The sequence below is a fragment of the Bacillus sp. EB01 genome, from assembly GCF_000613125.1.
Taxonomy (GTDB): domain Bacteria; phylum Bacillota; class Bacilli; order Bacillales; family Cytobacillaceae; genus Bacillus_D.
Genome location: NZ_HG964497.1, coordinates 3,927,093 through 3,951,929, shown reverse-complemented (window position 1 = coordinate 3,951,929; position 24,837 = coordinate 3,927,093). Strand labels below are relative to the sequence as shown.

Below are 24,837 nucleotides of genomic sequence, written 5' to 3'. Positions count from 1 at the left end.
TAAATAAAAAAGGCGATAATCCGGTTCGGACTATTCGCCGTTATTATTATCTTTGCGAAGCGAGATGTGCCTCAAATAAATCAATGATTTCAATAAACCTTGCAGCTTCTCTGAATGTATGGTCAGCAAGTAGTGGATGAATATTACTTTTAATCCGGCATGCCTCTATTAGATCCCGGGCTGTTTTCTTAAAATCCCTTAAAGATGCAACGGAAACCCGATTTTGATCTAGGAACTGGTCCAGGATTGGGACGGTTTCTGATTGAGGCCGCATTGAATCCAAATCAATAGCCTGAAATACCAATTGATCAAAATCGTGACTGAATTCTCTTGCCTGGTCAACCAGCTTTCTTTCCGAAGGATCCAAAAGATGTCCTATGAATTTGGCGTGGTCTGCCATTATTCTTAAAAAGAAAAGATTTTCCTTAATGATGCTGTCAGGTTCAGGGGCAAGTTTGCCCTCATTGAGATCTTTTAAGCGATTTGCAAAATACGCGGCTTCCCTGCTGACATGGTCAACCAATAAAGGATAATTATTTGATCGAATCTCACATCTTAGTGTTAAACCTAGAACCTTTCTTTTATAGCTCCAAATTGCGACTGCTGCTTGATATACCTCGATATTAAAAGCCTGAATTTGCTGTAATTCTGTATTTGGTGTAAACCGTGCCAATTTTTCCTCTATCCGTTCAAAAAGATTTATAAACTGCTCGGCTTCAGCAATCAGCTGCGGCTGTTCTTTATTGAAACCCAGGCTTAAAAATAATGCATGTTCCTTCATAATTCTCGACCAGAATTGAATTTCATCTAATGATCTCGATACTATTGGGTTAGCCAAAAATACCCCCTCCTTATGACTCCTTCATTCTATGTATACGTTCAGGTAGATGCCTTATTCTTCTTTTTCCAGATGAATCCTTCAATCCTGGTAAACCTGTATAAAATTGAGGAGAAAGTCAACCTGAGCTGTTCGGCTAAAAGATTGGATTTATTTACGAAAAAGGGATATCCTTATGAATGAATATTAAGGATTGAAGGGAAATAAAACATGATTGCAAAAACAGAAGAAGATTTTAACGGATTGAAGGAAATTGGGAAAATTGTTTCTTTGATTCGAAACGAACTTGTTGAAAAAACGGTACCAGGAATTACAACTAAAGAGCTTGATGAGCTGGCTGGCCGCCTTTTTGAAGAAAATGGCGCACTATCCGCTCCTAAAGGCGAATACGATTTTCCTGGCTTCACGTGCATCAGTGTCAATGAAGAAGTTGCCCATGGCATTCCAGGGAGCCGCGTCATTAACGAAGGCGACCTTGTCAATATTGATGTATCCGCCTCGAAAAACGGCTATTTTGCCGATACTGGCATTTCATTTGTTGTTGGCAACGGAGATCCTGTGTTGACCAAGCTTTGCGAAACAGCTGTTGAAGCGTTCGAGGCCGGCTTAAAAAAGGCCAAGCCTGGTTCGAAAAAAAGCGGCCTGGGCAAGGCGGTTGAGCGGGTTGCCCGTGATAATGGATTTACGGTAATCATGAATTTGACTGGCCATGGGATAGGCCGCCGGATTCACGAAGCACCGAACCATATTTACAATTTTTACGAACCATATGATGATGAACTTTTGAAGGAAGGCATGGTCATTGCGTTTGAACCATTTATCTCGACCCGCGAGGAAGAAGTGTTTCAGTACGAAAATGATGAATGGACCTATGTCACTGAAAACAGCTTCGTCGCACAATGTGAACACACAATAATCCTGACAAAAGAAGGACCAATTATCATTACGCTTTAAGATTTGAGGGGGAGCTGAGTTTTTTAATCAGCTCCCCTTGCTTTGCCAATTCCTGTAGTAATTGTTGATGCCTAAACAATACAGATTCCGTCTGTTCGCCAGCTTCATTAAGCGGAGGAGAGTGCAGTTCTTAAATGGTCCCCCCTGCTGGACTATAGTTTCAAATCCCCCTATCTTACTATGGAAAGGATTGAAAGGAAAAGGGATAGAAACGCACATGCAAAGAGAATTAACGCTTTGCCATGACTTCTCCTTATTTTGACTCCATACGAAAAAAATAATATGGCTGCTGCCAATTTTGATCCACTTTCCATATAAGGCTGGCTTGAAAAAACTGTACTGCCTAAAATAATTGTAGCAAGGAACGACGTAATGATTAGTAACTTGAACCATAATGGTTCTCTAATAAACCCCGTCAGAAATAGTTTAACCTGTTGCATTGTTCACCTCCCCCTAACACTTTTGCTTCTGCAAAAGTGCGTGAATCCTTTTTTTGGCAATCCAGCCCAATACTCGTTATATATATTAGCATCTAACGATTTATGTCATAAAGACGTTTAAAGAATTCAGTATTTTATTACTTTTTATTGATAGGTTGTTTATTAGATAAGCCTCTGTTAAAATTCAAAAATCAACTTCATACGATCCTTATATATTTTTGGAAATATGGTCCAAAAGTCTCTACCTGGCATCCGTAAAGTGCCGGACTATAAGGAAAGTTAGATCGCCACAAGGGACAAACGTAACCAGGTGCATTCTCTTCTTTCTTTATAGATTAAGAGAATGCACCTTTTTTATTTCCAAAAAGAAGTCGGACTTCCGACAATGGTAAGGTCGTCAATGAAGCTATTATAAGGAGGTTAATCGTGGATATTATTTTTGGCTTATTCTCCCTTATAGGGTTATTGTTTTTGGCTTGGCTTCTTAGTAAAAATAAAAAAGCCATCAAATGGCGTACGATTATTGTTGGTGTCGTGTTAGAAGCTATTTTCGTTTACTTTATGCTCAATGTTTCCTTTGGCCGATGGATTCTTACAAATGCTGCTCAAGGCGTACAGCATGTACTGAACTATAGCCAAGCAGGTATTGAATTCTTATTTGGCGGTTTTTTTACAGAAGGAACGAATGTAGGTTTTGTATTTGCGATTCAGGTGTTATCAGTAATCATATTTATCTCTGCATTGGTCTCAGCACTGTATTATTTACGAATCATCCCTATTATTGTACGCGGACTCGGCTGGGTTGTTGGCAAAGTGTTTGGTACCACTCGTGTTGAATCGTTTAATACAGTTGCAAATACGATGTTAGGCGTAGTAGAATCCCCTTTGCTCATCAAGCCATATTTGGCAAAACTGACACGTTCGGAATTGTTCACTGTTATGGTTGGAGGCACTGCATCCGCAAGCGGTGCAATTCTTTTATCATATGCCTCAATGGGCATTGATATTAGATATTTACTTATTTCGGTTTTCTCCGTACCTTTTGTCGCTATTGTCATGTCAAAAATTATGGAACCTGAAACAGAAGAATCTGAAACAAGTGAAGATATCAAAATGGAAAAAGCAGGACACACCAATATTTTTGAAGCCATTTCTGAAGGGGCTGTAAGTGGAGTCAAGCTTGCGGCCAATATTGGTGGTTTGCTGATTGCGTTTATCAGTATATTGGCTCTTGTAGACGGTATTCTTAGCATCTTTGGAACGGATATTGCTACCATTTTTGGTTACGTATTCTTTCCCTTTGCTTTACTTGTGGGGGTTCCCTTTGAAGATGCTTTTCGAGCCGCATCCATTATCGGAACAAAGCTTGCAGCCAATGAGCTTATTGCATTCCAGGATTTGCTCAAAATACAAAATGAACTAACACCACAAACTGTTGCAATTTTATCCGTCGCTTTATGTAATTTTGCGAACCTATCTTCTATTGGACAATTAATCGTAGGTCTTGGCTCCTTAGCGCCATCAAAGAAAAAACTTATTGCGTCTATGAGTTTTAAAGCGATTGTCGCTGGAACCATGGCAAGCTTTATTACCGCTATTTTTGTAAATATGTTTATATAAACTCTTACACCTTTTTTCTAATCAAAAGGATAAAACAAGGAGCAGTGGCTTTAGTCCAATTGCTCCTTGTTTTAATATGTTTTTGGACGAATGTCAATAATGATTTCAACAAAGAACCTTCCTTGCTTTTCACACCCAAAGCTCAGTAATATCAACTTTTTCATTTGCAATTTGTTTCCGACTTATTAATGTATCGTCTATTAGCATTCCTATGTTATCAACACTAACAAACACAGTCTTGGTCTTATTGTTTTCAAACACAACCGCTGTTGCATAAATTTTTTCATCAACATTCGTAATCCCGGTTCGTAGATGATACTTTGCTCCTTTAAATTTCTCCAGATACCCTTTGTGTGAACTACTAAACTTCCCTTTTACTTGTCGGAATTATTTTGAGATCAGCGAGCTTTTTAAAATTCTTATCATAGTTCTCGCGTTGCAATAGATTTTCGAGCCAATATTGTGCCTTTTGATATTCTTTTGAAGAGGAATATAACAGTCCAAGGTAAATCAGGCCACTTGCTATTTCTTCCTTACTAAATTTTTACTGAGTGGCAAGGATCATCACTTCTATTGCCTTCTTTTTAAAAGGCTGTTTTCTAAAAGATTGTTGCTTTTTGGAATGCCCTTTAGGTAGGAAAAAACTATAATAAATGGTAATCTATAAATTTGAAGGGAGAGGGCATACTTGAACAAAAATAAACTAAATATGATTATCGCAATACTCGGAAGTGTTACTATTCTCACGATAGGTGGTTTAGTGTTTAACCAGATTTACAAGAACCATCAAGCAAACGAACTCATTATAGAAAAATGCTTTGATAACTTTGATAAAGAAGGAGAGGTAGTGATAAAGAAGGATGGCTTTTGGTCACCAGTTACTTGCGGGAAAAAATAGCATTTCAAGACTTTATGAATAAATGTCTTTTTTTGTACATCTAATTATCTCAACAGAAGCCACAATCCACACGAAAACAGCCAATAAAAAAAGCAGGATAATTTCTCTGCCCAAACAATTACAATTAGTTAGATGTTATATGTCTAAATCGATTACTTCTTCTTTTCCATCCCAATTTACTATTAGCGACCACTTTACAATATCTATTAATGGGACAGGATTTTTAATAACTGTGTCCCTAGAACCGCCACCAGATAGACTTTTTGTAAGTCTATCAGCACTTACCTGACCTTCTGAATACCCCACTTCCTTCCCTTTGTGGTCAAGAAACTTAACCCCAACAGTTACCGGTTGTGAAGGTTTGTCAGGTCCTATATAAGTTAAGGTTCCCCGGCCGAAATTAAAAGCAGTGGGCAAATAGGATACCAAAAATTTTTCTACTTTCCAGTGAGAACTTTCCCCATTCAAATATATATGCGAATACTGGACAGACCTCGTTTTCGAACTTGCAAATTCTGTTTTTGAAAAGTATAAGAATCCAAGGGTAATCAGATTTGTAAGGAGTAATATACTGATTATGATATTTGCCTGTTTTCTTGTTATAATCAACACCCCATTATTTAACGGTTAACTATTTGTGCATATGCTGGGTACGTAGTGTCAAAATCCGCCGACTTATCTTTACTCATAGTTATAGAAAGTCCGCCTTCCACGCCATCCTTCGAACCAGTAAATCCAACTGCAAATTCTGTTACCTCAATACCTCCTGCCGAAATTACATTAATGTCTGAATTTTCTTAATGTTTAACTTTCCCAACTAGTACATTTCTAATTCTTATGTTTATGTACTATTTTCCAACATTAGTCCCGCTATCTCTTTCAAATGCACATCAAAAGAACTACTGTAACCATTAAAATTTCCCAATAAAAGTTATTTTTCTAATCAATTGAACAAATTTAATAAAACAATGATATAGAGAATGAGAATAATGAATGTTTATATATGCAACAGAACTTTATAATGCAGATTTGATTGATGAAGCATCCAAAGTTCTTGAAGCAATATAAGCGTAATTCCAATTTCAAGAAGGCAAGGGAGCTATTAAACAAGATTAAAACAACATAGATATAACTATTCTAAAAGCCACAATATTTACGAAAAGAGTCACCACGTTTATACTACTTCCTTCTTTGACTAACCGGCTCCTTTTGCCTAATAAGGAATTATTTTGAAAGCCCCTCCTTTAATATCCATTTAAACTGATATCACGTTACTAATAAATTCTTTTTCCATTAACTCCCGTATGTTCAATAAGGAATTCAGAAATTCCCCTTCAATCCTTTATGTGATACACACTGATTAGAATAATATGTTATCAATTTAGTCCCCTGGGTTTTGGACTGAATAATATATCCACCTTCAGTTTGGGTTTCATAATGTCCGATAACAAAATCATTTGTATTAATAAAATTTTTGAAATCTATTGGGATGCTGGCATTCCATTTTAAATTTTCTATTTTAAGAGGGAAATTATCTTCGTTTGGATTTGGCGTGTGTATAAAAACTGCATCTCTACAGGCGTCTTGATCGTCAATAAGAATCCAGGATTGATAAGGGTTTTTAAATGTTTCAAGCTTTCTTAATATTTTTCTATATAAAGCAATATGGGCTATAATGTGCTGCCTCCTCATACTAAGACTACTATTCCCATATCCATTAAAATCTAGATGGCTATGCCATAAGTCAAACCACGCATCATCGTCAAATTGCAGTTTAGTAGGTTCTAACTCAACTCCTCTAAATAAATTACGAAAATATCGCCTTTTACCCCGGAATTTTTTCAATCAAATCCCCCTTATTTTAATGTTCTTCTTATTAATTTAGACCGTTAGCCAACTTTGAATAAGGTAGCTTCTATTTCAAAGCCCCCAATTGTCGATTAACAGATTAACCTTCAACCATTTTTATATATGGTATCTCTTCTCCATCAACAATTGCGATGTAGGCTGGTGAATCTGTATTGAATATCTTTGTTCCAATAGGCAATTTATTAGCTGTACCAATTTTTAAATTGGGATGCCTTCTTTGCTTGATTTGTTATTTCACCGACTTGGTTGCCCAATTCATATTCCAATTCTGTTACCCATTCCACATCTTCTGCATTTAAGAACACGAAACCATCAAGCAGAAAAATATCGGGATTATCGTGCTTTAGATAATAGTTGGGAGTAGGATTCATGTTAGAAGGACTAATTGAAAAGTTATTATTTCAGCCAACTAAAAATATAAACAAGATACTAAGTGAGAGTAGGGATTTTGCAAAATTCATTATGATGCCCCATAAAAAAATGAATGCGGCATTTTAAAATAGTTACAGTATTTGTTAAATATTGATATACCTTAGTTGAATATTATGTTCTAATGTTCTAATGTGCTGGTATTATCTAATATCTAACTTGGATAAATAATTACTATAGAGATTTTTAAAAAGGAAGGAACTTCACGTATGAAAGATCAAATCGATCAACTAACACTATTATTGTTGTATTTGACTTCTTTTGATGATGATTACGGTTTAGGTGTAGCTAAGAGGAGTTGGAAAGGTTACCCTTTTGAGTCCCTTAATGAATTGTCAGAGAGCGAGTTTATCCTTGATGGCAAAAGATCAAAATCAGTTTACCTGACAGAGGAAGGAATAAAGAAAGCAAGAGAACTGATGAAAAAATATAATATTAGTCAACAGTGAGGAATTTCTCAAAACGAGAAATTCCTAATTTTAATAAGTGAAATTTTATTTTATAACATTTGAGTTTTAATCAATCAATTCAACTCTTTTAAATACCACGCATCCATTGCGGAGTGTTCAGATCCTGGCAGTGGTTCTTGTAAAAGTTTGAATCCAAATTTTTTATATAATATACATGCAGTTTTTAATTCATGCATTGTCTCTAAATAGCACTTTTCGTAATGGTTGGAGGAAAATGACAAAGCTGCTTCCATTAGATTTTTAGAAAGCCCTAATCCTTGAGCTTTGGGACTTAAGTATAGCTTTTGCAATTCGCATACCTTATCGTGTTCGTTGAACGGTGCTATACCAATTCCACCAACAACTTCACCTTCCATTTCTACTACCCAATAATTCGCGTGTTTTAGATTATTATAATAGTGGTGAAGGTCATTAAGTTGAGGATCATAATAAGCTGACCCGGGAATCGCTAATCCAAGGGATTTTAATGAATTTTGTATAATTTCTTTTACTCTTGCATTATCTTCTTTTTTTATTTCTCTAATAATCATATATGTCTCCTTAAATTTTTCTTAAAAAGTTGTGAAAATTTATAATCCAGTAAACGGCACAGTGAGGAATCTCTCTAAATGAGAGTTTATTACTTCTATCTCAATAACTCTAGCATCAGTTAGCTTAATGTAATAAGTTAAAATAATTTTAACATAAATATCCATTATTTTTTTGCTAGACGTAAATTTTACTTAGGTTAAAATTGGACTCATTGTACGAGTTTCTGTCTACCCTTTTCCACACAAAAAACAATCCAAATTCGGTTGCGAAATTGGACTGCTAATTGGTATGGTTGTTTACTATGGCAGTTACCTTAAGTGTTTTTTGGAATGGAATGTTGTTTTAATGACACTTACCGAGTTCTTCGAATACAGCTTCGTAGTCTTCTTTCTTGTCAGCATTGAATGATGTGTTCGTATAGGTAATTGCTCCATGTTTATCAACAACAAATACGGATCGCTTGGCAACCTGTCCGTGGTCATTAAAAACATTGTAATCCTTCGTAGTCGCTTTAAACCAGTCGGATAACAGTGGATATGGTAGTGTTCCAAGACTTGCCTCAAACACACGATGAGAGTGGATGTGGTCGACGCTAATCGCAAGCACTTCTGCATCAAGTTCTTCAAAACGTTTGTATTCCTCTTTCCAAGAGGTCAGTTCTTTCAGTCAGCCCGGTGTGAAATCCATGCCATAAAAAGCGACAACCACATTCTTCTTCCCCTGGTAGTCCGATAAAGATACCTTTTCTGCTGTTGTGGCAGAAAGGGAAAAATCAGGTGCTTGGTCCCCTACTTGCAACGAAGTTTCCAATTAACTACCTCCTTACATGTAATTGTTATCTATGTATTGTTACCGCTTTTTGGAAAATAATTCACTCATTCATTAACAAGCTCTATAAGTACAGCATCCCTCCTTCTGACGGCTAGTACCAGTTCCATTAGAAATAGAAGAATAATCCCTGGATACACCATCTTCCAGAAGGGTGAAATGGCCTCGTATAAGGATGCAATTTCCGGGTGCAGCCATTTGAGCCCGGCGACGGACAAAGCAACCCAGCATAGTGAAAACGGAAGACAAATATGTCCATGCAGCTGAAATGGGACATTAGAATAATCCCAATAGCGGCGGTTGAACAATTTTTCAAGCATGATTCCGCTCACATACTCAATCATTGTCGGGATAATTAGGCAGAGCAGAATAATGACAGGCCAGGTAGTCTGTTCATCAATTAAAAGAAGTAATAGAACTGGCGCGAATCCGTACATTGGTTTAAATGGCCCTTTGAATAGATTCGGTTTGAAAAATTCTCCTCCAGTAAAACGGCTATAGGCGTTTTCCAATATCCAGCCGAAAAAGGAATAGACTGTAAAATAGAAGACAAGTGCACTTATTGTCCCCACATCGGTTGCCTCTAAAGGAATAGAAATCAAATTGCAGCACCACCTTTTTAAAGTTAGGATGAGTTTAAAAATATGGAGTTATTCGCTTTAATACCCGTAACCGTTTTTTGTATTACTGTAAATAGGAAAAGTTTTGGGGTGAGGACTGCTGTCATGTTTCTAGGTACGCTAAAAAAAGTATTATATGCGTTTGATATGTCATTCGGAATCTGTAAAAAGCTTCTCCCCTAATGTCATTTCAGCTTGTCAAGGGGACAGAGTTCCATGTCACCTTCCCTTCTGTTAAATAATTTGCGAATTTCATAGACTACTACTATATTGGCTGCTTGTCTCATATGTTTATTGATATGGAGGTGAGCAGCTTGAATTCGTTTTTTAGGGGCACGGTCATACTTGTATGTGCTGCTTTTCTTGGAGAGTGTGTAGAGTTTTTCGTAAATATGCAGCTGGCGCGGGAGCTTAAGGAGGAAGGCATGGGAGTGTTCATGTCGCTCATGCCAATCATCTTTTTCCTGATGATATTGGCTACCCTTGAAATGCCGGTTTCAATATCAAAATATATTGCTGAAAATAAGCGTGATACACATTTAAGCTTACTCAGGCATGCGCTGAAACTTGGACTACAGGCTACGCTTGTGATGGTGGTGCTTATTGCCATTGCCTCCGTGGTACCGTCGGCATTCAGCAGATTCCCTAACCATATTCAATGGCTTTTGTTTGCCTTCATTCCAATTGCGGCCTTTTCTTCAATTGCCCGCGGCTACTTTATGGGCATACAGGAAATGGGTAAAATCGCAATCTCCAATATTTTAAGAAAAACGGCCCAATTGCTATTGCTTTTACTCGTATTTCAGCTATTTGATTATGATCAGGAGACTTCCCTCCTGCTGGCGATAGGTACGTTGATCGGCAGTGAGTTCCTTGTTCTTCTATATTTATTTAGCCTCTTCTTGATCCATATCCGAGGTTTAAAGAGCATTTCAAATCAGGAACTAACAGAAACTGAAGCCCGAAAAAAGCTTTTGTCGGTATCGGTCCCAACTGTCGGACTCCGCGTATTTCATGCGTTGACCAATGCTGTGCAGCCATTTTTGATTCAGGCAGCACTAATCCGATCGGGCTTTACCGAGGTTTCCGCTACCGAACATTTCGGAGTGTTAATGGGTGTGTCAATGAGCATCGGCTTCTTTCCTGCTTTCATCGCCCATTCACTAATGGTAACCTTAATCCCGAATGTTTCAGACGCCTATGCCAGGCTTGATGGTAAAAAACTGCATGCCCTTTTGCATCAATCGATGTGGGTTACGATGCTCTACGGGACTGTCTCTATTTTCTTCATGCATATGTTCGCGGAAAAATTGACGTCACTATTCTTTGCATCATCTGTTGCCCCGTTCTATTTAAAATTGTTGTGGCCATATTTCCTTTTCCATTTCTTCATAACTCCGCTGCAGGCGTACTTGATTGGAATTGGTCTTGTGAAGGATGCCTTTCTGCATTCAGTCTGGTCACACGTTTTCGCCTTTGGAGCATTGTTTGTGCTAGGCTCAATGCCTTCAATGAGTATGGATGGCGTTATCATTGGACTGAATTTTGGTGCCGTCCTGCAGGCGGTGTTGCATTATTTCACTGTTACCAAGCGGATTGGCAGCCGGGTTTGGTTGTTGCCATGGAGAGTTGAACTTTAGAAGACAAGGCTCTAGTTTTATACGGAGAGAATGCCTGACACATTTAGTTAAGGGTTTCCGGTTTGGAGAGGAAATCCAGTAGGAAGTGATAATATTGATACATTTTTAATATTAAAATTTTAATTTAAATAAGAAAGGTTGACTGAGACTACAAATGATTATTGATTGCCATTTCCATGTTGATGAAACGATGTTAGCGCTAGAAAAAATGATTGAAGAGATGGATAAAAACAACGTTGAGAAAACCGTATTAATGCCACCTTTTAATGAAACAATGTATGAAAAAGAAAGTACATACCAGGATTATTTACACCGCTTATTTCGCTTGTTAATCATGAATTTCCCCAAAATAGGCTTTAAAATTTATGACGGATTAGTTAAAGATGGTTACTTTAAAGTTAATGGAAACTTTAAGATTTTTACCGATCCAGATAATGACATTGTAGCAAATGCATTAAAACGTTATCCTGATCGTTTTCTAGGCTGGGCTGCCGTTAACCCAACTGTACCAGAATCTGTTGAGACGTTAGAAACATACCTTAACCTAACTGGTTTTATTGGAGTAAAAGCCCATCCATTCATGCATAAGTATAGTATTCAAGAACTTGATTCCATTGGAGCCTTATGCCAAAACAGAGACATTCCAATGATTATTCATCTATCTTCAGAACCAGACTCCTACAAATACTTACCTGACAAATATCCCAATCTCAAGGTTATTTATGCCCATGCAGGACTTCCTTTTTGGAAAAGCCTCTGGCACTATGCAATGGAAAAACCCAATGTTTTTGTGGACACATCGAGTGATTACCTTACCCCCGCTATCGTAAGAAATGTAGTTCAGGCCCTTGGATATCGAAAAGTATTATATGGCTGCGATGGACCATATGGAATGAAGAGGTTTAATGAGTACGATTACTCGGATAAAAGGAGTTGGGTTGATTCTTTAGACATTCCTCAAGAACAAAAGGAATTTATTTTAGGGAAGACTTTTATGGGTCTAATAAATAGTACAAACTTGGACATCATACAGAACCACTGATAAATTCACAAAAATATAACGTTCAGAAAGCATTGTACTATCTGAGCCAGTTATAGCCTAAACTATTGTCATACTCATCGTAACTGTCTTTGTATTAAATCCTAATTTTTCATACATTTTAATTGCATGGTTACCTACAAATGCGCTTAGTCGAACTTCAGAAATTCTATCTTGTTTTAAATTGTCAATACCTGACTTCATCAATTTTTTCGAAATACCCTGTCCTCTAAAGTCTTCTAAAACAAATAGCTCATAAATAAATCCATTTATCTTATCGGTTAATTGGTCTTTACTTTTTCCCAAGAGAATCCATCCCATTAAAACATCATTTTCTGTTGCTATTAGATAGTAACATCCTTTTATTAGGAGCGGCTTAATCAGTTGTTCAACTTTTTCTTTTGATGGTTTAATCATACCTAATGTTCCTTCATATAAAGCTTGTGGAGAGAGGGATAAAACCTCTTTGAGTTCCAAATCATTTGGTTTTCTTATTTCCATTACTTAAATCCACCCTTCAAAAATACATATTTCTCTTTGACTGACTGTCCACTTAAACCCAATAAAGGAATTCAACAAAAAAGGCGGTAAATCCTTCTTGGATTAATGCGCCCTATTGCTCAATATAACTTTTTTAAGTATAAAACCATATGCCAGTCCAAATATCGGGAACAACCAAAAATGGTGATGCTAATTCAAACCGTAAATAAAAGTATTTGTCGTTCGATATCATTCTTCTACTTATATATTACAACTAATAATAAATAATTTATAGACTGCTTTTTTTGTAAATCCTATACTATACTGTTATTTACAAATCTAAAAATAAAGAGGTGTATCAGTATGAATGACAAAAAAGACGTCTTAGATAAAGGTCCTTTTTTTCATGGTACGAAAGCCGAATTAAAAATTGGAGACTTATTAGAACCACAACACTTATCCAATTATCAAGATAAAAAATCTAATTATATTTACTTTACTGCAACATTAGATGCTGCTAAATGGGGTGCTGAATTAGCAACATCAAACTCAAAGGAAAGAATTTTTATTGTAGAACCATTAGGTGATTTCGAAAATGATCCGAACTTAACTGACAAAAGATTTCCTGGAAATCCAACACGTTCTTACAGGTCTAAATGTCCTTTGAAAATAATAGCAGAATTAAGTTCATGGGAAAGACATTCCGATGATGAAATAAATCATATGCTTTCATCTTTAAAGAAGTTACGTGAACAAGGAAAAGCTGTAATATACGATTAATCCTGAAATCGATAAGGTAATGATAATAGAATAAAAATCAATTTGCTTTTGATTTTAACAATAGGTTAAGTTTTGTCTTGTGCACGCTTTGTGTCCCTCCCTTGATTTCATATGTAAAATGTGTATAATTAAAAATAATTGTATATTAAAAATGTTTTCTAGGGTTCCGCAACTTGCTGTTGGTCTGGTCCGAGAGAAAACTCACAGCTTGCTGTGTCACGGAAGGATAAAAGCCTGGGAGAAACTGTTTTTACAGTTTTTTCTCAGGCTTCTTTGTTTTTTGGAATAATAAATAGTCGGAGGTGTCATCTAAATGAATAAAAACTGGATTAAAGTATTTATTGCAGCCTTTTTGGAAGTTTTTTGGGTAATAGGATTGACTCATGCTTATGATTTTTGGACTTGGACTGGGACGGTTATCGCTATTATCGTCAGCAACTATTTAATGATTACAGCGGCACAGGTACTTCCTGCTGGAACGGTCTACGCCATTTTTGTGGGATTAGGAACAGCAGGTACTGTTATTTCAGAAATACTATTCTTTGGAGAACCATTTAATTGGGGAAAAATTGTTCTAATAGCCATACTGTTAGCCGGGGTCATCGGCTTAAAAATAGTAACTGATGAAAGTCAAGAGAAAGGGGTTGAATCTTGATGGCTTGGTTTACTCTAATTTTAGCAGGCTTATTGGAGACATTTGGTGTTGCAATGATTAACCAGTTGTCTGTCAAACGAAATTGGCAAACCGTCGTTTTACTTATTTTAGGATTTGGCTTAAGTCTTGCACTACTCAGTTATTCATTGCGTTTTATTCCTATGGGAACAGGTTATGCAATTTGGACTGGAATTGGTGTTGTCGGCGGTGCCTTAGTTGGAATGTTATTTTATGGAGAATCGAAGGATTGGAAGAGAATTGTCTTCATATCTATGGTTTTAGGGTCAGCAATTGGACTAAAACTGGTTTCTTAATTTAACTCTTGGAGAATTAAGAGGCTGTCCCAAAGGTATACTTTTGGACAGCCTCTATTTGTTAAAATCTATCCTGTTATTTCTTGGTTGGAGTCAAACCAAGCATATATTCGCTTGTCTTTTGCACTCACTGTCCCTCTTTATACAGTTAGGGACGGTTCCAGGATCACATAATTAGAATGCTTGACCACTGTTCTCGGTGTTTCATAATCAAATATTTGTTTAGCCTCATCAGAGACTTTAACAATCACACTATTGTCTCTCACGATTTCTACTTCCCCTTCAATTGACAGGTCTTTTCTTTGAAAGGAAATGCGGTCGCCTATCTTAGCTTTGCTTTTTGCCATGTATTTTCTCCCCCTAAACAAAAGTTGAATTTTGGTCCTAATAGGGCCAATACAAAAAGTTTTTTCTCTTTTGGTCTTTAACTGCTTATATCAAGTAGAGATACCCCTCATATTCAGGCATAAACATGGAAAAATGTGAAAAAGGCTGCCCTGGCAGCCTTTTCCCTGATGTGTTAAATCGCAAATTTATGGTTCCCGATTTGCTTTATTACCTGACGGGAGAAAATCCATTTATCAGTTGCAAGCCGTGGGTTATAGTAATACATTGCACCGCCGCTCGGATCCCAACCTAGTAATGCATCCCTTGCAGCCTGGTATGCTGATGAATCTGGAATATAATAGTACTGGCCATCATTAACTGCAGTGAAGGCATTCCTTTCGAAAATTACACCTGATACGGTTTGGGGAAACTCTTTTGATTGCAATCGGTTCAGGATGACAGCTGCCACCGCAACCTGCCCTTCATAGCTTTCGCCGCGTGCCTCACCGTGGACGACATGTGCCATCAATTCGATTTCCTTAAGTTTCTTTGATGTTTGTGCACCTATGATGCCCAGCGGTTCAATGTTGAGATCCTGTTGAAATCTTTTTACCGCATTTTCTGTGATCGGGCCATAATAGCCTGTAGGTTGTGTATTAAAATAACCCATTTCTTTTAAAAGTGTCTGAGTATGTATAACCTGCTTTCCTGTCGAACCAAAAGATAACTGTGATGCTTCTACTTTTTTGGATGGTGCACCGAAACATAAAGCAAAAATACCAAGGCAAATCAAACCTTTAACAAATTTCATATAATCCTCCATTTTCACTGTAAATTACTTATTATTTATGTGTCCTCCTTTCCACGGCATAGATTCCCTCTACGCACCGAATTAAACAAAAATATTAAAAAGCGGGAACAAATTACTATGTTTAAACCATTGTTTTACAAAAATAAGTTGCTTGCTGCCACTTATTGTTATAGCTTGATCGACTTCCTACTTAAAACAAATGAACTAACTTTGAGATTGGCGGCAAACTTTTAAGAGGGGGGTGAATCGAATAATAACAAAAGAGGAAATGTTAAAAACGGAATATTGATATACAACGTAATTAAAGTGGGGCTTGATGCAAAGCAATATTAATCTTCTTTCCTTTTCACGCCGCGGTGACCCTATTGGACACTGATAAGGTTTCTCTGTTACCTTTTCGCTCTGCGACTCTGTTCCGGCACTGATACAGCTTCTCTGTTACCTTTTCACGCATTAGCACCTCTGTTCGGGAACTGATACGGCTTCACTTTCTAAATGCGAAATTTTAGGGGTTTGGACTAATTAGGTAAGCATTCTCACCTCACTAAGCAACGCCCTTATATTGTTTAAACTTTGTAATACTTTGCAATATACATAATCAAAATGAAAACAAACTGTATAAAACAACTATGTACCATTGTGATACTCTAATAAATAGTTGCTAGCCTATCATTATAAAACAAAATACAGTTCCTTTTTCAGTGGAGATTTTATGTACAAAGTTAATAATAATTCAGTAGAAATACCCAAGAAAACGATTAGTGAATTACAAAAAGAAATATTAGCTTTTACGGTATTGTTAAAAGACTTTAATATTACTTTTTCCGATTTAACTAACTCAAGTCCGAAAAAACAGGAAGTACGTCAAGAGGCAAAGAAATTGGCGGAAACAATTAATACGAATAATAGTTTGAAAACTTCATTCTTAGAAAAAAAGAAACTCCCTATCAAGCAAATCAGAAATTTGGATTCCTCAAGTAAAGTAATCTTAAGCAAATATAATAAGTATGTTACAGCATTGACATTGATCTATTCAGGGAAGTTTACCCTATTGCATGAATACATATCTAGGTAAAAAAAGAACATAAATAGAACTTCAATTCACCAATAGATTAGCAACTGTTTTGAAAAATATATTAAAACCAAAAAAGCTTGGAGACCGAAAATATAGCTCCAAGCTTTGGAAATTATTAGGGTTTTATTGAGGGCCAAACATACCTTTTTATTTATTCTAGGTAAACTTTTCTCACAGCAAAAACATATATGTTCTTTTGATGTTCTTCTTTATTTCATAAATTCTTACAATTTCTTGTCAATTTTTATAGTTTACGGCCGTTTCCAGGGCTCCTCTGTTGTTTGCATCCAAACACACCATGCACTAAAGCTTCCGTCGAATTGGAGATATACTTGCTTTACTTCGGGAAACTTTTCAAATATAGCCTGATTAAGTGCCTGAGAGATTTCCTGGGACTGGTAACTAGAAGGGCTACCGGAGAAAAACTCCTTAAAATCAATGATGACGGTTCCTTCATTATCAATGGCTGCTCCATTAACACTAGCTTCATCCCCATATTGGGAAAAAATTGTCCCGCCCGCAAATAACTTTTTGATTTCTGCTTCAAGTTCCGGGATAGGCTTGCCAAATGTTTTATAATCAAAGCCTACTTCTACTTTGGTCAGTTGTCCTTGTAAATAACTTTCATAGCTTTTTCCAAGTGTTAATTCATAAATCGCTATATGCTCCTTCTCAGGTGACAGTAAATACAGCTTATTTTTATCGGCTTTGATGTAAGATTCTATCGTTTGAGGTACCTCAAGGAAATTTTCAATTGGAATTCGAATTCCCCCCATGGTTTGCCCTTGTTTATTTAATGCATAGACGTGTGTTTCTGAAATAGGAGAAAATACCCGTGGTACCTCTGTTTTAGTAAATAGGATTTGCTCATCCTTAACCGATTCTATAGAACTTGGACCCTTTCCTTCATCATAGTGAATATCTAATTTTGTAGGAACATCATCTTCATTTATTGTTAATACAGCCTGCTTTTGATGAGTGGTTGCAAAATGATACGGAAGAGCGTTTTCTTCCAACATCTCACCTTTTTTTAAATTTAAAACTTGTTCCTGATTTTGGCTTACCACAACACCTATATTTTCGAAAAAGCCTAGTTCATTTGGAAAAAACAATTGATGTTTACTCAAGTCAAAGGTTTCGACTAATTTGCCTTCTTCCGTATATTGATAGACAACAACGGGGCTAGCTGTATTTAAAATATAAATCTGATTATCTGGTGTTACAAGGATATCAGTGAGGGTTCCAGTTGTATTGCTTTCGCCTTTAAGCGGGAATGACTTTGTGCTGCCGTTGTTACCCACAACCAGCACCTGCCTCCTCGCTTCATCCAAAAGATAAAAGGTACCGTCTTCAATATCAAAACTTGTTACAGTGACCGGCAGCGTTTCATCTGTTCCCATAAAATATAAACCTGCCTGCCCCTGTTCACTTCCGTACTCAAGTGTTTGCACTGGCTTAAGGCTGGAAACCGATTCAATAGGAAATGGCTTTTCCGGTTCTGCTGCTAAATCTAGATCAGACTTATTAATATAGGACAACAGGACAACAATAAGCAGTAAAGCTGTTAGGCAAAAAGCAGCAATTGGTTTAACTTGCAGTCTTTTTTTCCTTTTAGTATTAAGCAGCTTATAATGTAATTCATCAACAAAAGCTTTCCGAGGTTCCAGCGAAGGCCGGTATGTAATTGGTTTGAGCAATTGTTTAGCTTCGAGAGTCAGCTTTTCGTTCTTTTCCATCTGCTAGCACCATCCTTTCCGTAACTCCCATGTGTTTCTTTAATTCCTTGACTGCCCTATGAAAATCGACACGCACCTTTAATTCCGTTTGCTGCAGTACTTCTGAGGTTTCTTTTATTGTAAGCTCCTGCAATCCTCGTAAAATAAGAATCGTCCGATAGTCAGGTTTTAACTTTAAAAGGGCTTGTTGGACTTCTTCCCATTTCTCCATCTTCAGGACATGTTCATCTAACGAATTTTCCATCGAAGAAGACATTTTTAAGCGTTCAATTAATGCGGGTAAAATCGTTTTCAATTTTCTTTTTCGTATATGGTCAATAGCACTATGCCTTGCAATTGATAACAGCCAGTATTTAGCTCGATCATGGTTCTTTAGAGTTTTTAAATTCTTCATAGCCTTCATAAAAGTGTCCTGAGTTAAATCCTCCGCATCCTGAACGGAATTGGTAAAGTATAAGCAAAATTGATAGACGTCTTTATGGTAGTACTCATATAGATCCTCAATATCCAGCTGACCCCCCACTCTCATCCCTCCTTTATATACAAGTCGATTGCCTTATCGATTTGTTTCAATTTATCTAATAAATTTTTTTAACTTTCTTTTTTTATTATAGAAGGTACATATATAGCTGCGTCTATAATTTATTGAGGTTCACCGCGAATTAATAACAAGCGAACAACCACAAAAGAATCTAAATAAAACGATAAACCCTGGCTGCATTAATCCTTAGAATAAAAAATTGTAGGAAATCATTTTAGTAGATTAATCTTCTTTCACAAGACCGAGATTTTTCCATTGCAACCCTATTTGCTGGATTAATCTCCACCTTTGACACTGAGATTAATCCCCGAAACCCTATTTGCCAGATGCCAATTCGTATTTTCTAAGCAATAATAAAAAACAGCCCAATTTTTAGTGAATTGGACTGTTGCTTCAAGATATAATTGTAAAAATGTATTATTTCACTGATTGAACCTGAAGCTTTTGCAAAGATGCCCGGCTATCACTTAGATACTGATGAACTTTCCTTCCGGTTGTGATTCCGGATTCGATTGCTCCATCAATAAAGCCTGCCCAGCCATTGGCGTAGGTTGTGCCTGCGAGAAATACTGCATGTTCAGGTGTATTCCATTGTTGATGATAGGTTGTTAATTGATTTGGTTTTAACATTGGCCATGTTTCTTTTGAAAACCCGTCATTTACCCAGTCATGACCTGTGCTTTCAATAACCTCAATGTCCGGAAGCCAATGCCGCAGTGCTTTTTCCACAGCAGTCCTGTCGTTAGGATTTAGGATCGATGCATCGGGGCCGAATCCGACGACAATGCTGTCACCATCGACGTACCGATCTAAATGGACCGAATTTAATGGATACCATCCTGGTGCGAGTGCATCAAAAGCTTCCAGTTCGCCCTTAATCCTTGCCCAAACCTTTACACCTTTTGAGGTTTGGCCTTCTCTTGAAGAGGCCTGCTTTTCAACGGAAAGACTCGGATTAAATTCAATGTCCTGCAATGTCGTCAATGGAACAGTTACAATAGCGGCATTGGAAGTAAAGCTAAGGCCGTCATCTGTATATACGGTCACACGTCCTTCATCCTGTTCGATTTTTTCAACCCTGACAGATAGCTGTATATCAGCCTCTGCATCCCTCGCGATTGATTCAATTAGCCCTTTTGTCCCTTTTTTCAAACGATAGCTGGAAACCATTGCGCTATGGGTGTCCCAGTTGCCTTGCGAGAAAGCCCACCATCGGAAAATTTGCGTGGCAGCCCCTTCTTCGGGAGCGCCGCAAAAGTCAGATGCGACCCAGCCGTGTAAAATTTCGTATTCTTCTTGTGTAAGGTTGGAATTTTTCATAAACTGTTCAGCCGTCATTGTATCCATCTCCCGGAAGCTGTCTGAAGCCAATGGGTTGAATGGAAGAGGCATGCATTTGTTGCTTTCTCGCATCAGTCTTTCAACAGTATTTCTAAGTTTGCTTTTAAATTCGGCATGAGGGACAACATGTGTTTTTCCATCTATTATATAGTGCATTTTTTCCGGTTTCGGCCCTGTTGCCAGTTCCAGACCATAGCGAAGGATTTCAGTCCATACGAACGGCTGATGCCAATGGACATAAGTTCCGCCCATCTCTAGCTCCGTTCCAAGGCGGTTATCCAGCCATGTCCTGCCTCCCAGACGGTCCCGGCCTTCTAGTATGAGCACCTTATATCCTAATGACTTTAGTTCCCTTGCAGCAGTAACTCCGGAAAACCCTCCCCCGACAATAATGACATCGTAGGTATTGATATCGTTCATGTATTACCTCCAAGAATTAAATTTTTTCGGTTTCAACCCTGGCAGCATCTATAGGCAGCCCTACATTTTTTCGCTTAAACATGAAGTAGTAATATAGATAAACAGCAGCTATGAATCCGAAGCCCCAATAAAGCGAGGTTCTCTGTGTTGCGTCAAATGCCATAAAGCCAAATATGAACAGGCACATGACGATGCAAAGGATCGGAACAAATGGATATAAAGGAACCTTGAATTTCAGGTCTTCCACTTTTCCTCCATTTTTTATAAATTGCCTGCGGAAGCCCATCTGCGCTACAGCAATTGCCAGCCAGGTCAGTGTCCCGCCTATGCCGCTCACTGCTAATAGAACTACAAACAGGGTATCCGCCGCTACTACGCTTGTGAGCAGGGAAAGCAAAGCGAAACCAAGTGTCACCACTAAGGAATATATAGGAACGCCACGCTTGTTTAATTTTCCAAACATCTTTGGCGCCATGCCCGAGTCGGCTAATGAATACAATATCCTCGTACATGCAAATAACCCAGTATTTCCGACTGAAAGAATCGCTGTTAAGATTACAAAATTCATTATATCTGCTGCATAAGGAATCCCTACCATATCAAATACCGTTACAAACGGGCTTTCCAGGACGCCAGCTTCCTTAAATGGAACAAGAGCTGACAAGACAAAAATCGCTAAAATGTAGAATAAGAGAATCCTGATAACAATGGTCCGAATGGCTCTCGGAATATTCTTTTCGGGCTCCTCGGTTTCGCCTGCCGCAACCCCCATAATTTCTGCACCTTGAAACGCGTAAATAACCGACATCATAGAGATGAATACACCTACCATGCCAGCCGGGAACAATCCGTCACCGATAAAGTTGCTTAAATAAGGTGTTGGTTCACTTTCAAGGCTAATGAGTCCAAAAACGGCAGAAAGACCGATAATGATAAATAAAATGACTGCTAATACTTTAATGCCTGCAAACCAGTATTCAGTTTCCGCAAAGGCCTTTGTGGTCAATGCGTTAATACCGAACAGCAAGATAACGAAAATCGCACTCCAAATCCAGGTCGGAACATCCGGAAACCATCTTTGCATCAAAACCGCCGCGGCAACAAACTCAAGACCGACATACATGGCCCAGCTCAGCCAATAAACCCAGCCGATAACAAAGCCTGTTGCTGGCCCAATATATTTTGTTGCATGAGCCTGGAATGATCCTGACACCGGCATTACTACTGATAATTCTCCGAGGCAGACCATCGCCAAATACATTAAAAGGCCGCCGACCAAATACGCAAGAATGGCCCCTAATGGCCCGGCTTCCCCAATCGCATAACCGGAACCTAAAAACAGACCCGTTCCGATAATTCCTCCCAAAGACATCATAAATAGATGCCGGCTTTTCATTGCCCGTTTTAATTCGGGCTGGTTTCTCTGACTATTTGCCATCTTTTCACCAATCCTTTCATATTGAATCAGTTTTTGTTGGAAACGCTTACAAATTATGTTGAAAAGAATGCTGGGCTGATCAATAAGCTGCTGATGCGTCTTTAGCCGGCAGTGGGAGAAGGTTTTCCAAATCCTTTTGTAAAATTAAATGGAAGTGGTGTACAAGATTTTCAGTTAAGGAGAACCGTCCTTGTGAGTATGCACCTGTTTCCAGGCCCCTTTGGACAACCTCGCAAATATCCAAATCTTCTTTTCTAACGAGGTCATCCATCTTTATTAATTCTTCCTCTTCCGCTGTCATTTCGTCATTCATAAAGAAAGTCGTGTACACATACCTGGTTGTTTTATGATCAATAGGAATAGATTGATGGATTGATAAGTTTGCAGGGCCGGGATCAAATGAGAACCATGTATTAGGGTAGAGCCAATAATATCTGCCGCCTTCCCCCATTCCAAAGTCCATCGTTTTTCCTTTAAGCGGTGTGGTTTGGTAGGAATAGAGATCATGCATTTCCATTTCGTATTGTTTCATATCCAGTTTAGAAACGAGTGTTTTATGGACGAGCGAACAATGATCACATTCTAGGTAGTTATCGATTCCTACCTTCCAGTTCGAACGGCAAATCGTTTCCTTTACCCGGGTACGCTTTAACTTGCCAAGATCGAATTGGGACAGGTGATTGAACAAATCCGGATATTGGCTTGCCATTGAAGGAGCATCCGGATCCAGGTTAACAAAAACAAAGGAATGGATGACTTCAGTTTTGATTGTTTTCAAATTCATCTCATCATGATGAAAATGATCACAGCCTGCCATATTAGGCGCTCTAAGAAGAGATCCGTCGTTTCGATATGTCCACGCATGATAAGGACAGGTGAAAACCGATTTATTCCCTTCCCCTTCTACTAGTTTTGCTGCCCGGTGGGAACAAACATTATAAAAAGCGCGTAACTCGCCATCAGATCCCCGGTTCACGATAATTGGCCGTCCTGCAATTTCCGTTGTGATAAAATCGCCCGGCTTTTGAAGCTGGCTGCTATGCGCAACATACTGCCAAGTCTTGCTAAAAATAGCTTTTTTCTCGACTTCCAGAACCTCCGGGCTAGTATACAGCCATGAAGGAAGTGTATGGGCTTCACTTAGTATTTCGCTTACCCTGACTTCAGGTTTATCCATTCTAGTCCCTCCTTTATTATCAGCTTGTTTATAATGAATCAATTATATGGTATAAATATTCTGAATAGTATGTATAATCCAACCAAAAAATAAAAAATGAAGCACCCCGTTTTTGTTTCTTTTCACCAAAAGGAACTTTCCCTTTGGAGAAGGCTCCATTCTATTTCTCTATAACTCTGTAAAATCCTTTTATTTTCTGAATAGTATTACAACTTATCTATATATAGTTTAAAATAACTTTAAGGGTCTTTTTTTGAAGAGGGGGATATGGTGTGAAAATATTGGAGCATATCGCTCAGGATATTGTTGAGAAAACGAGTGCGATTTTGGAATTCCCAATCAGTATTACCGATAATCACGGCATTATCATTGGTTCTACCGATAAGAGCCGAATCGGTATTTTCCATCAGCCATCACTTGAAGTCATCAAAAGGAATGAACTGATTGAATGTAAAAATGAAATAGAAAAACAAATCCTTCCCGGAGTTTCAGCTCCGTTAAAATTTAATCATAAGATTATCGGTGTACTGGGAATTGTCGGTGAACCACGTGAAGTCGAAAAATATGTCCAGCTTGTAAAGAACCAGGTTGAAATGATGTGCCAGGAAGCGTTTCGGAATGAGATGATTGAGCTTAAAGGAAAAATGGTTGAGATGTTTGTTCATCAGCTTATCCATTTTAGGGAGCAAAGAGGTGATATAACAGAGCAGCTGGTCCAATCTGCCAAATTACTCGAGTTCAATATGGAATTGAATAGGGTTTGCCTGCTAGTTGATATAAGGAACCTGTCCGAAGAAATCACGGTCAGAAAAAAGTCCGATGATTATTATGCCAGCTTCCCGCTTCAATATTTCCAACAAGAAGTATTAAACTTCCTTCAGATTATTTTTCACGAGCAAAAGGATGATATTATTTCGTTTTTGAGCCTGGAGAGGTACATCATTATTAAATCCCTTCCTTTTCCTGGTTCATATCCGGCTCTGTTGGAAAGCCTTGAAGAAAAACTCGTGAAAATCAATCGTTTTCTTGAAACGAAATACCAGGCTACAGCCTGCATTTCTGCCGGAGATGTTCAAACCGGGTTAGGCGGATTTGCCCAGTCCTACCAGAATGCGATTCATGCTATGACCATTGGGACTCAGTTCAATCATGATTCGGCTGTCCATTTATTTAATGAGCGGGAAACACTGATTAGGATGCTTCCTAAGGAATTAAACGATGACTACAGAAATAAACTGCTTGGTTTTCTGAAGCCATTAACTACTCAGGATAATTATGATATATTAGCCTCCACCTTCCTGGGCTTTTGTAAATACAATATGAATCTTAGCGAGGCCTCAAGAAATTTGTATATCCACCGAAATACGATTATCTACAGGTTGGAAAAAATAAGCGAAATAACCGGCTTGCAAACAAACAATTTTGAACACTGCATGCTGCTCTATACGGCGATTCAATGCTATGAGGAACAAAGAAGCAAACCCGCCACACCAGTTGCTAAACGAAGTCTATTATAAATAGTTTAACTTGTTGGCTAGCTAGATAATTATAATAGGTACGATAAGT

Annotated in this window: 27 protein-coding genes and 2 riboswitches; of the genes, 12 read left to right on the top strand and 15 right to left on the bottom strand. The window is 37.9% G+C overall.

The features are described from left to right. Positions 1 to 46: 46 nt before the first annotated feature. On the bottom strand, positions 47 to 838 hold the full coding sequence (locus TY16_RS18445) for a DUF2935 domain-containing protein (protein ID WP_043933273.1): 792 nt from the start codon (positions 836 to 838) through the stop codon (positions 47 to 49). A gap of 210 nt (positions 839 to 1,048) precedes the next feature. Here TY16_RS18445 and map point away from each other — a divergent pair, with 210 nt between their 5' ends. Further along, complete coding sequence (gene map / locus TY16_RS18440) at positions 1,049 to 1,792, top strand: type I methionyl aminopeptidase (RefSeq protein ID WP_043933272.1); 744 nt, start codon at positions 1,049 to 1,051, stop codon at positions 1,790 to 1,792. Positions 1,793 to 1,962: 170 nt separating this feature from the next. Here map and TY16_RS18435 read toward each other — a convergent pair whose 3' ends face one another. Further along, positions 1,963 to 2,232, bottom strand: a complete 270-nt coding sequence (locus tag TY16_RS18435) for a hypothetical protein (protein ID WP_043933271.1) — start codon at positions 2,230 to 2,232, stop codon at positions 1,963 to 1,965. 188 nt (positions 2,233 to 2,420) lie between these two features. Further along, a riboswitch (purine riboswitch) is annotated at positions 2,421 to 2,522 on the top strand. Between the two features lie 136 nt (positions 2,523 to 2,658). Between TY16_RS18435 and TY16_RS18430 the strand changes: the two genes are divergently transcribed. Both TY16_RS18430 and TY16_RS18425 read left to right on the top strand, forming a co-directional pair. Continuing rightward, positions 2,659 to 3,852 carry a NupC/NupG family nucleoside CNT transporter gene (locus TY16_RS18430; protein ID WP_043933270.1) on the top strand — a complete coding sequence of 398 codons (1,194 nt, stop codon included), beginning with the start codon at positions 2,659 to 2,661 and terminating at the stop codon, positions 3,850 to 3,852. 688 nt (positions 3,853 to 4,540) lie between these two features. Then, a complete protein-coding gene (locus TY16_RS18425; protein ID WP_043933269.1) occupies positions 4,541 to 4,750 on the top strand; it encodes a hypothetical protein in 210 nt (69 codons plus the stop codon). A 135-nt stretch (positions 4,751 to 4,885) separates the two neighbouring features. Here TY16_RS18425 and TY16_RS18420 read toward each other — a convergent pair whose 3' ends face one another. Further along, positions 4,886 to 5,359: a hypothetical protein gene (locus tag TY16_RS18420; RefSeq protein ID WP_043933268.1), complete on the bottom strand. Its 474-nt coding sequence runs from the start codon at positions 5,357 to 5,359 to the stop codon at positions 4,886 to 4,888. A 711-nt stretch (positions 5,360 to 6,070) separates the two neighbouring features. Continuing rightward, positions 6,071 to 6,595: a hypothetical protein gene (locus tag TY16_RS18415; RefSeq protein ID WP_043933267.1), complete on the bottom strand. Its 525-nt coding sequence runs from the start codon at positions 6,593 to 6,595 to the stop codon at positions 6,071 to 6,073. A 393-nt stretch (positions 6,596 to 6,988) separates the two neighbouring features. Between TY16_RS18415 and TY16_RS27150 the strand changes: the two genes are divergently transcribed. Further along, the gene (locus tag TY16_RS27150; protein ID WP_269320309.1) at positions 6,989 to 7,117 is read left to right on the top strand and encodes a hypothetical protein; all 129 of its coding nucleotides are present in this window, start codon (positions 6,989 to 6,991) and stop codon (positions 7,115 to 7,117) included. A 140-nt stretch (positions 7,118 to 7,257) separates the two neighbouring features. Next, complete coding sequence (locus tag TY16_RS18405) at positions 7,258 to 7,497, top strand: DUF6429 family protein (RefSeq protein ID WP_043933266.1); 240 nt, start codon at positions 7,258 to 7,260, stop codon at positions 7,495 to 7,497. Between the two features lie 74 nt (positions 7,498 to 7,571). Here TY16_RS18405 and TY16_RS18400 read toward each other — a convergent pair whose 3' ends face one another. The 3 genes from TY16_RS18400 to TY16_RS18390 all read right to left on the bottom strand — a co-directional run bounded on the left by TY16_RS18400 (position 7,572) and on the right by TY16_RS18390 (position 9,479). Continuing rightward, the gene (locus TY16_RS18400; protein ID WP_043933265.1) at positions 7,572 to 8,048 is read right to left on the bottom strand and encodes a GNAT family N-acetyltransferase; all 477 of its coding nucleotides are present in this window, start codon (positions 8,046 to 8,048) and stop codon (positions 7,572 to 7,574) included. A 343-nt stretch (positions 8,049 to 8,391) separates the two neighbouring features. Further along, positions 8,392 to 8,847: a redoxin domain-containing protein gene (locus tag TY16_RS26970; RefSeq protein ID WP_231505712.1), complete on the bottom strand. Its 456-nt coding sequence runs from the start codon at positions 8,845 to 8,847 to the stop codon at positions 8,392 to 8,394. Between the two features lie 77 nt (positions 8,848 to 8,924). Next, complete coding sequence (locus TY16_RS18390) at positions 8,925 to 9,479, bottom strand: putative ABC transporter permease (RefSeq protein ID WP_052342795.1); 555 nt, start codon at positions 9,477 to 9,479, stop codon at positions 8,925 to 8,927. Between the two features lie 332 nt (positions 9,480 to 9,811). Here TY16_RS18390 and TY16_RS18385 point away from each other — a divergent pair, with 332 nt between their 5' ends. Then, positions 9,812 to 11,137, top strand: coding sequence for an oligosaccharide flippase family protein (locus tag TY16_RS18385; protein WP_043933264.1), 1,326 nt, complete (start codon positions 9,812 to 9,814; stop codon positions 11,135 to 11,137). Between the two features lie 154 nt (positions 11,138 to 11,291). Beyond that, complete coding sequence (locus tag TY16_RS18380) at positions 11,292 to 12,179, top strand: amidohydrolase family protein (protein ID WP_043933263.1); 888 nt, start codon at positions 11,292 to 11,294, stop codon at positions 12,177 to 12,179. Between the two features lie 57 nt (positions 12,180 to 12,236). Here the strand turns inward: TY16_RS18380 and TY16_RS18375 are convergent, their stop codons facing one another. Next, on the bottom strand, positions 12,237 to 12,677 hold the full coding sequence (locus tag TY16_RS18375; RefSeq protein WP_043933262.1) for a GNAT family N-acetyltransferase: 441 nt from the start codon (positions 12,675 to 12,677) through the stop codon (positions 12,237 to 12,239). 342 nt (positions 12,678 to 13,019) lie between these two features. Between TY16_RS18375 and arr the strand changes: the two genes are divergently transcribed. The 3 genes from arr (at position 13,020) to TY16_RS18360 (ending at position 14,405) form a co-directional block, all read left to right on the top strand. Continuing rightward, positions 13,020 to 13,436: an NAD(+)--rifampin ADP-ribosyltransferase gene (gene arr, locus TY16_RS18370; protein WP_043933261.1), complete on the top strand. Its 417-nt coding sequence runs from the start codon at positions 13,020 to 13,022 to the stop codon at positions 13,434 to 13,436. A gap of 147 nt (positions 13,437 to 13,583) precedes the next feature. Beyond that, positions 13,584 to 13,679: riboswitch (guanidine-I (ykkC/yxkD leader) on the top strand. Positions 13,680 to 13,749: 70 nt separating this feature from the next. Continuing rightward, positions 13,750 to 14,091, top strand: coding sequence for a DMT family transporter (locus tag TY16_RS18365; RefSeq protein ID WP_043933260.1), 342 nt, complete (start codon positions 13,750 to 13,752; stop codon positions 14,089 to 14,091). Next, on the top strand, positions 14,091 to 14,405 hold the full coding sequence (locus tag TY16_RS18360) for a DMT family transporter (RefSeq protein WP_043933259.1): 315 nt from the start codon (positions 14,091 to 14,093) through the stop codon (positions 14,403 to 14,405). The genes TY16_RS18365 and TY16_RS18360 overlap by 1 nt, the downstream gene beginning before the upstream one ends. Positions 14,406 to 14,545: 140 nt before the next feature. On the opposite strand, the gene TY16_RS18355 is transcribed toward TY16_RS18360, so the two are convergent. Then, positions 14,546 to 14,752, bottom strand: coding sequence for a DUF2187 family protein (locus TY16_RS18355; RefSeq protein WP_043933258.1), 207 nt, complete (start codon positions 14,750 to 14,752; stop codon positions 14,546 to 14,548). 173 nt (positions 14,753 to 14,925) lie between these two features. Continuing rightward, on the bottom strand, positions 14,926 to 15,543 hold the full coding sequence (locus tag TY16_RS18350; RefSeq protein ID WP_043934834.1) for a cell wall hydrolase: 618 nt from the start codon (positions 15,541 to 15,543) through the stop codon (positions 14,926 to 14,928). A 712-nt stretch (positions 15,544 to 16,255) separates the two neighbouring features. Here TY16_RS18350 and TY16_RS18345 point away from each other — a divergent pair. Further along, positions 16,256 to 16,618 carry a hypothetical protein gene (locus TY16_RS18345; RefSeq protein WP_052342794.1) on the top strand — a complete coding sequence of 121 codons (363 nt, stop codon included), beginning with the start codon at positions 16,256 to 16,258 and terminating at the stop codon, positions 16,616 to 16,618. A gap of 251 nt (positions 16,619 to 16,869) precedes the next feature. On the opposite strand, the gene TY16_RS18340 is transcribed toward TY16_RS18345, so the two are convergent. The 5 genes from TY16_RS18340 to TY16_RS18320 form a co-directional block, all read right to left on the bottom strand. Then, positions 16,870 to 18,354, bottom strand: coding sequence for a GerMN domain-containing protein (locus TY16_RS18340; RefSeq protein ID WP_043933257.1), 1,485 nt, complete (start codon positions 18,352 to 18,354; stop codon positions 16,870 to 16,872). Next, positions 18,320 to 18,877, bottom strand: coding sequence for an RNA polymerase sigma factor (locus TY16_RS18335; RefSeq protein ID WP_052342793.1), 558 nt, complete (start codon positions 18,875 to 18,877; stop codon positions 18,320 to 18,322). The genes TY16_RS18340 and TY16_RS18335 overlap by 35 nt, the downstream gene beginning before the upstream one ends. Before the next feature lie 435 nt (positions 18,878 to 19,312). Further along, complete coding sequence (locus tag TY16_RS18330; RefSeq protein ID WP_043933255.1) at positions 19,313 to 20,656, bottom strand: flavin monoamine oxidase family protein; 1,344 nt, start codon at positions 20,654 to 20,656, stop codon at positions 19,313 to 19,315. Positions 20,657 to 20,672: 16 nt separating this feature from the next. Then, complete coding sequence (locus TY16_RS18325) at positions 20,673 to 22,094, bottom strand: amino acid permease (RefSeq protein WP_043933254.1); 1,422 nt, start codon at positions 22,092 to 22,094, stop codon at positions 20,673 to 20,675. Between the two features lie 79 nt (positions 22,095 to 22,173). Continuing rightward, on the bottom strand, positions 22,174 to 23,271 hold the full coding sequence (locus tag TY16_RS18320) for an aromatic ring-hydroxylating oxygenase subunit alpha (protein WP_043933253.1): 1,098 nt from the start codon (positions 23,269 to 23,271) through the stop codon (positions 22,174 to 22,176). A 272-nt stretch (positions 23,272 to 23,543) separates the two neighbouring features. Here TY16_RS18320 and TY16_RS18315 point away from each other — a divergent pair, with 272 nt between their 5' ends. After that, a complete protein-coding gene (locus TY16_RS18315; RefSeq protein ID WP_043933252.1) occupies positions 23,544 to 24,788 on the top strand; it encodes a CdaR family transcriptional regulator in 1,245 nt (414 codons plus the stop codon). Positions 24,789 to 24,837: the final 49 nt, after the last annotated feature.

Coding starts and splice junctions, on each gene's coding strand:
- TY16_RS18325 (WP_043933254.1), bottom strand. CDS start 22,094: ATGGCAAATAGTCAGAGAAACCAGCCCGAATTAAAACGGGCAATGAAA.
- TY16_RS18340 (WP_043933257.1), bottom strand. CDS start 18,354: ATGGAAAAGAACGAAAAGCTGACTCTCGAAGCTAAACAATTGCTCAAA.
- TY16_RS18320 (WP_043933253.1), bottom strand. CDS start 23,271: ATGGATAAACCTGAAGTCAGGGTAAGCGAAATACTAAGTGAAGCCCAT.
- TY16_RS18365 (WP_043933260.1), top strand. CDS start 13,750: ATGAATAAAAACTGGATTAAAGTATTTATTGCAGCCTTTTTGGAAGTT.
- TY16_RS27150 (WP_269320309.1), top strand. CDS start 6,989: ATGTTAGAAGGACTAATTGAAAAGTTATTATTTCAGCCAACTAAAAAT.
- TY16_RS18435 (WP_043933271.1), bottom strand. CDS start 2,232: ATGCAACAGGTTAAACTATTTCTGACGGGGTTTATTAGAGAACCATTA.
- TY16_RS18400 (WP_043933265.1), bottom strand. CDS start 8,048: ATGATTATTAGAGAAATAAAAAAAGAAGATAATGCAAGAGTAAAAGAA.
- TY16_RS18405 (WP_043933266.1), top strand. CDS start 7,258: ATGAAAGATCAAATCGATCAACTAACACTATTATTGTTGTATTTGACT.
- TY16_RS18355 (WP_043933258.1), bottom strand. CDS start 14,752: ATGGCAAAAAGCAAAGCTAAGATAGGCGACCGCATTTCCTTTCAAAGA.
- TY16_RS18375 (WP_043933262.1), bottom strand. CDS start 12,677: ATGGAAATAAGAAAACCAAATGATTTGGAACTCAAAGAGGTTTTATCC.
- TY16_RS18380 (WP_043933263.1), top strand. CDS start 11,292: ATGATTATTGATTGCCATTTCCATGTTGATGAAACGATGTTAGCGCTA.
- TY16_RS18350 (WP_043934834.1), bottom strand. CDS start 15,543: ATGAAATTTGTTAAAGGTTTGATTTGCCTTGGTATTTTTGCTTTATGT.
- TY16_RS18360 (WP_043933259.1), top strand. CDS start 14,091: ATGGCTTGGTTTACTCTAATTTTAGCAGGCTTATTGGAGACATTTGGT.
- arr (WP_043933261.1), top strand. CDS start 13,020: ATGAATGACAAAAAAGACGTCTTAGATAAAGGTCCTTTTTTTCATGGT.
- map (WP_043933272.1), top strand. CDS start 1,049: ATGATTGCAAAAACAGAAGAAGATTTTAACGGATTGAAGGAAATTGGG.
- TY16_RS18330 (WP_043933255.1), bottom strand. CDS start 20,656: ATGAACGATATCAATACCTACGATGTCATTATTGTCGGGGGAGGGTTT.
- TY16_RS18345 (WP_052342794.1), top strand. CDS start 16,256: ATGTACAAAGTTAATAATAATTCAGTAGAAATACCCAAGAAAACGATT.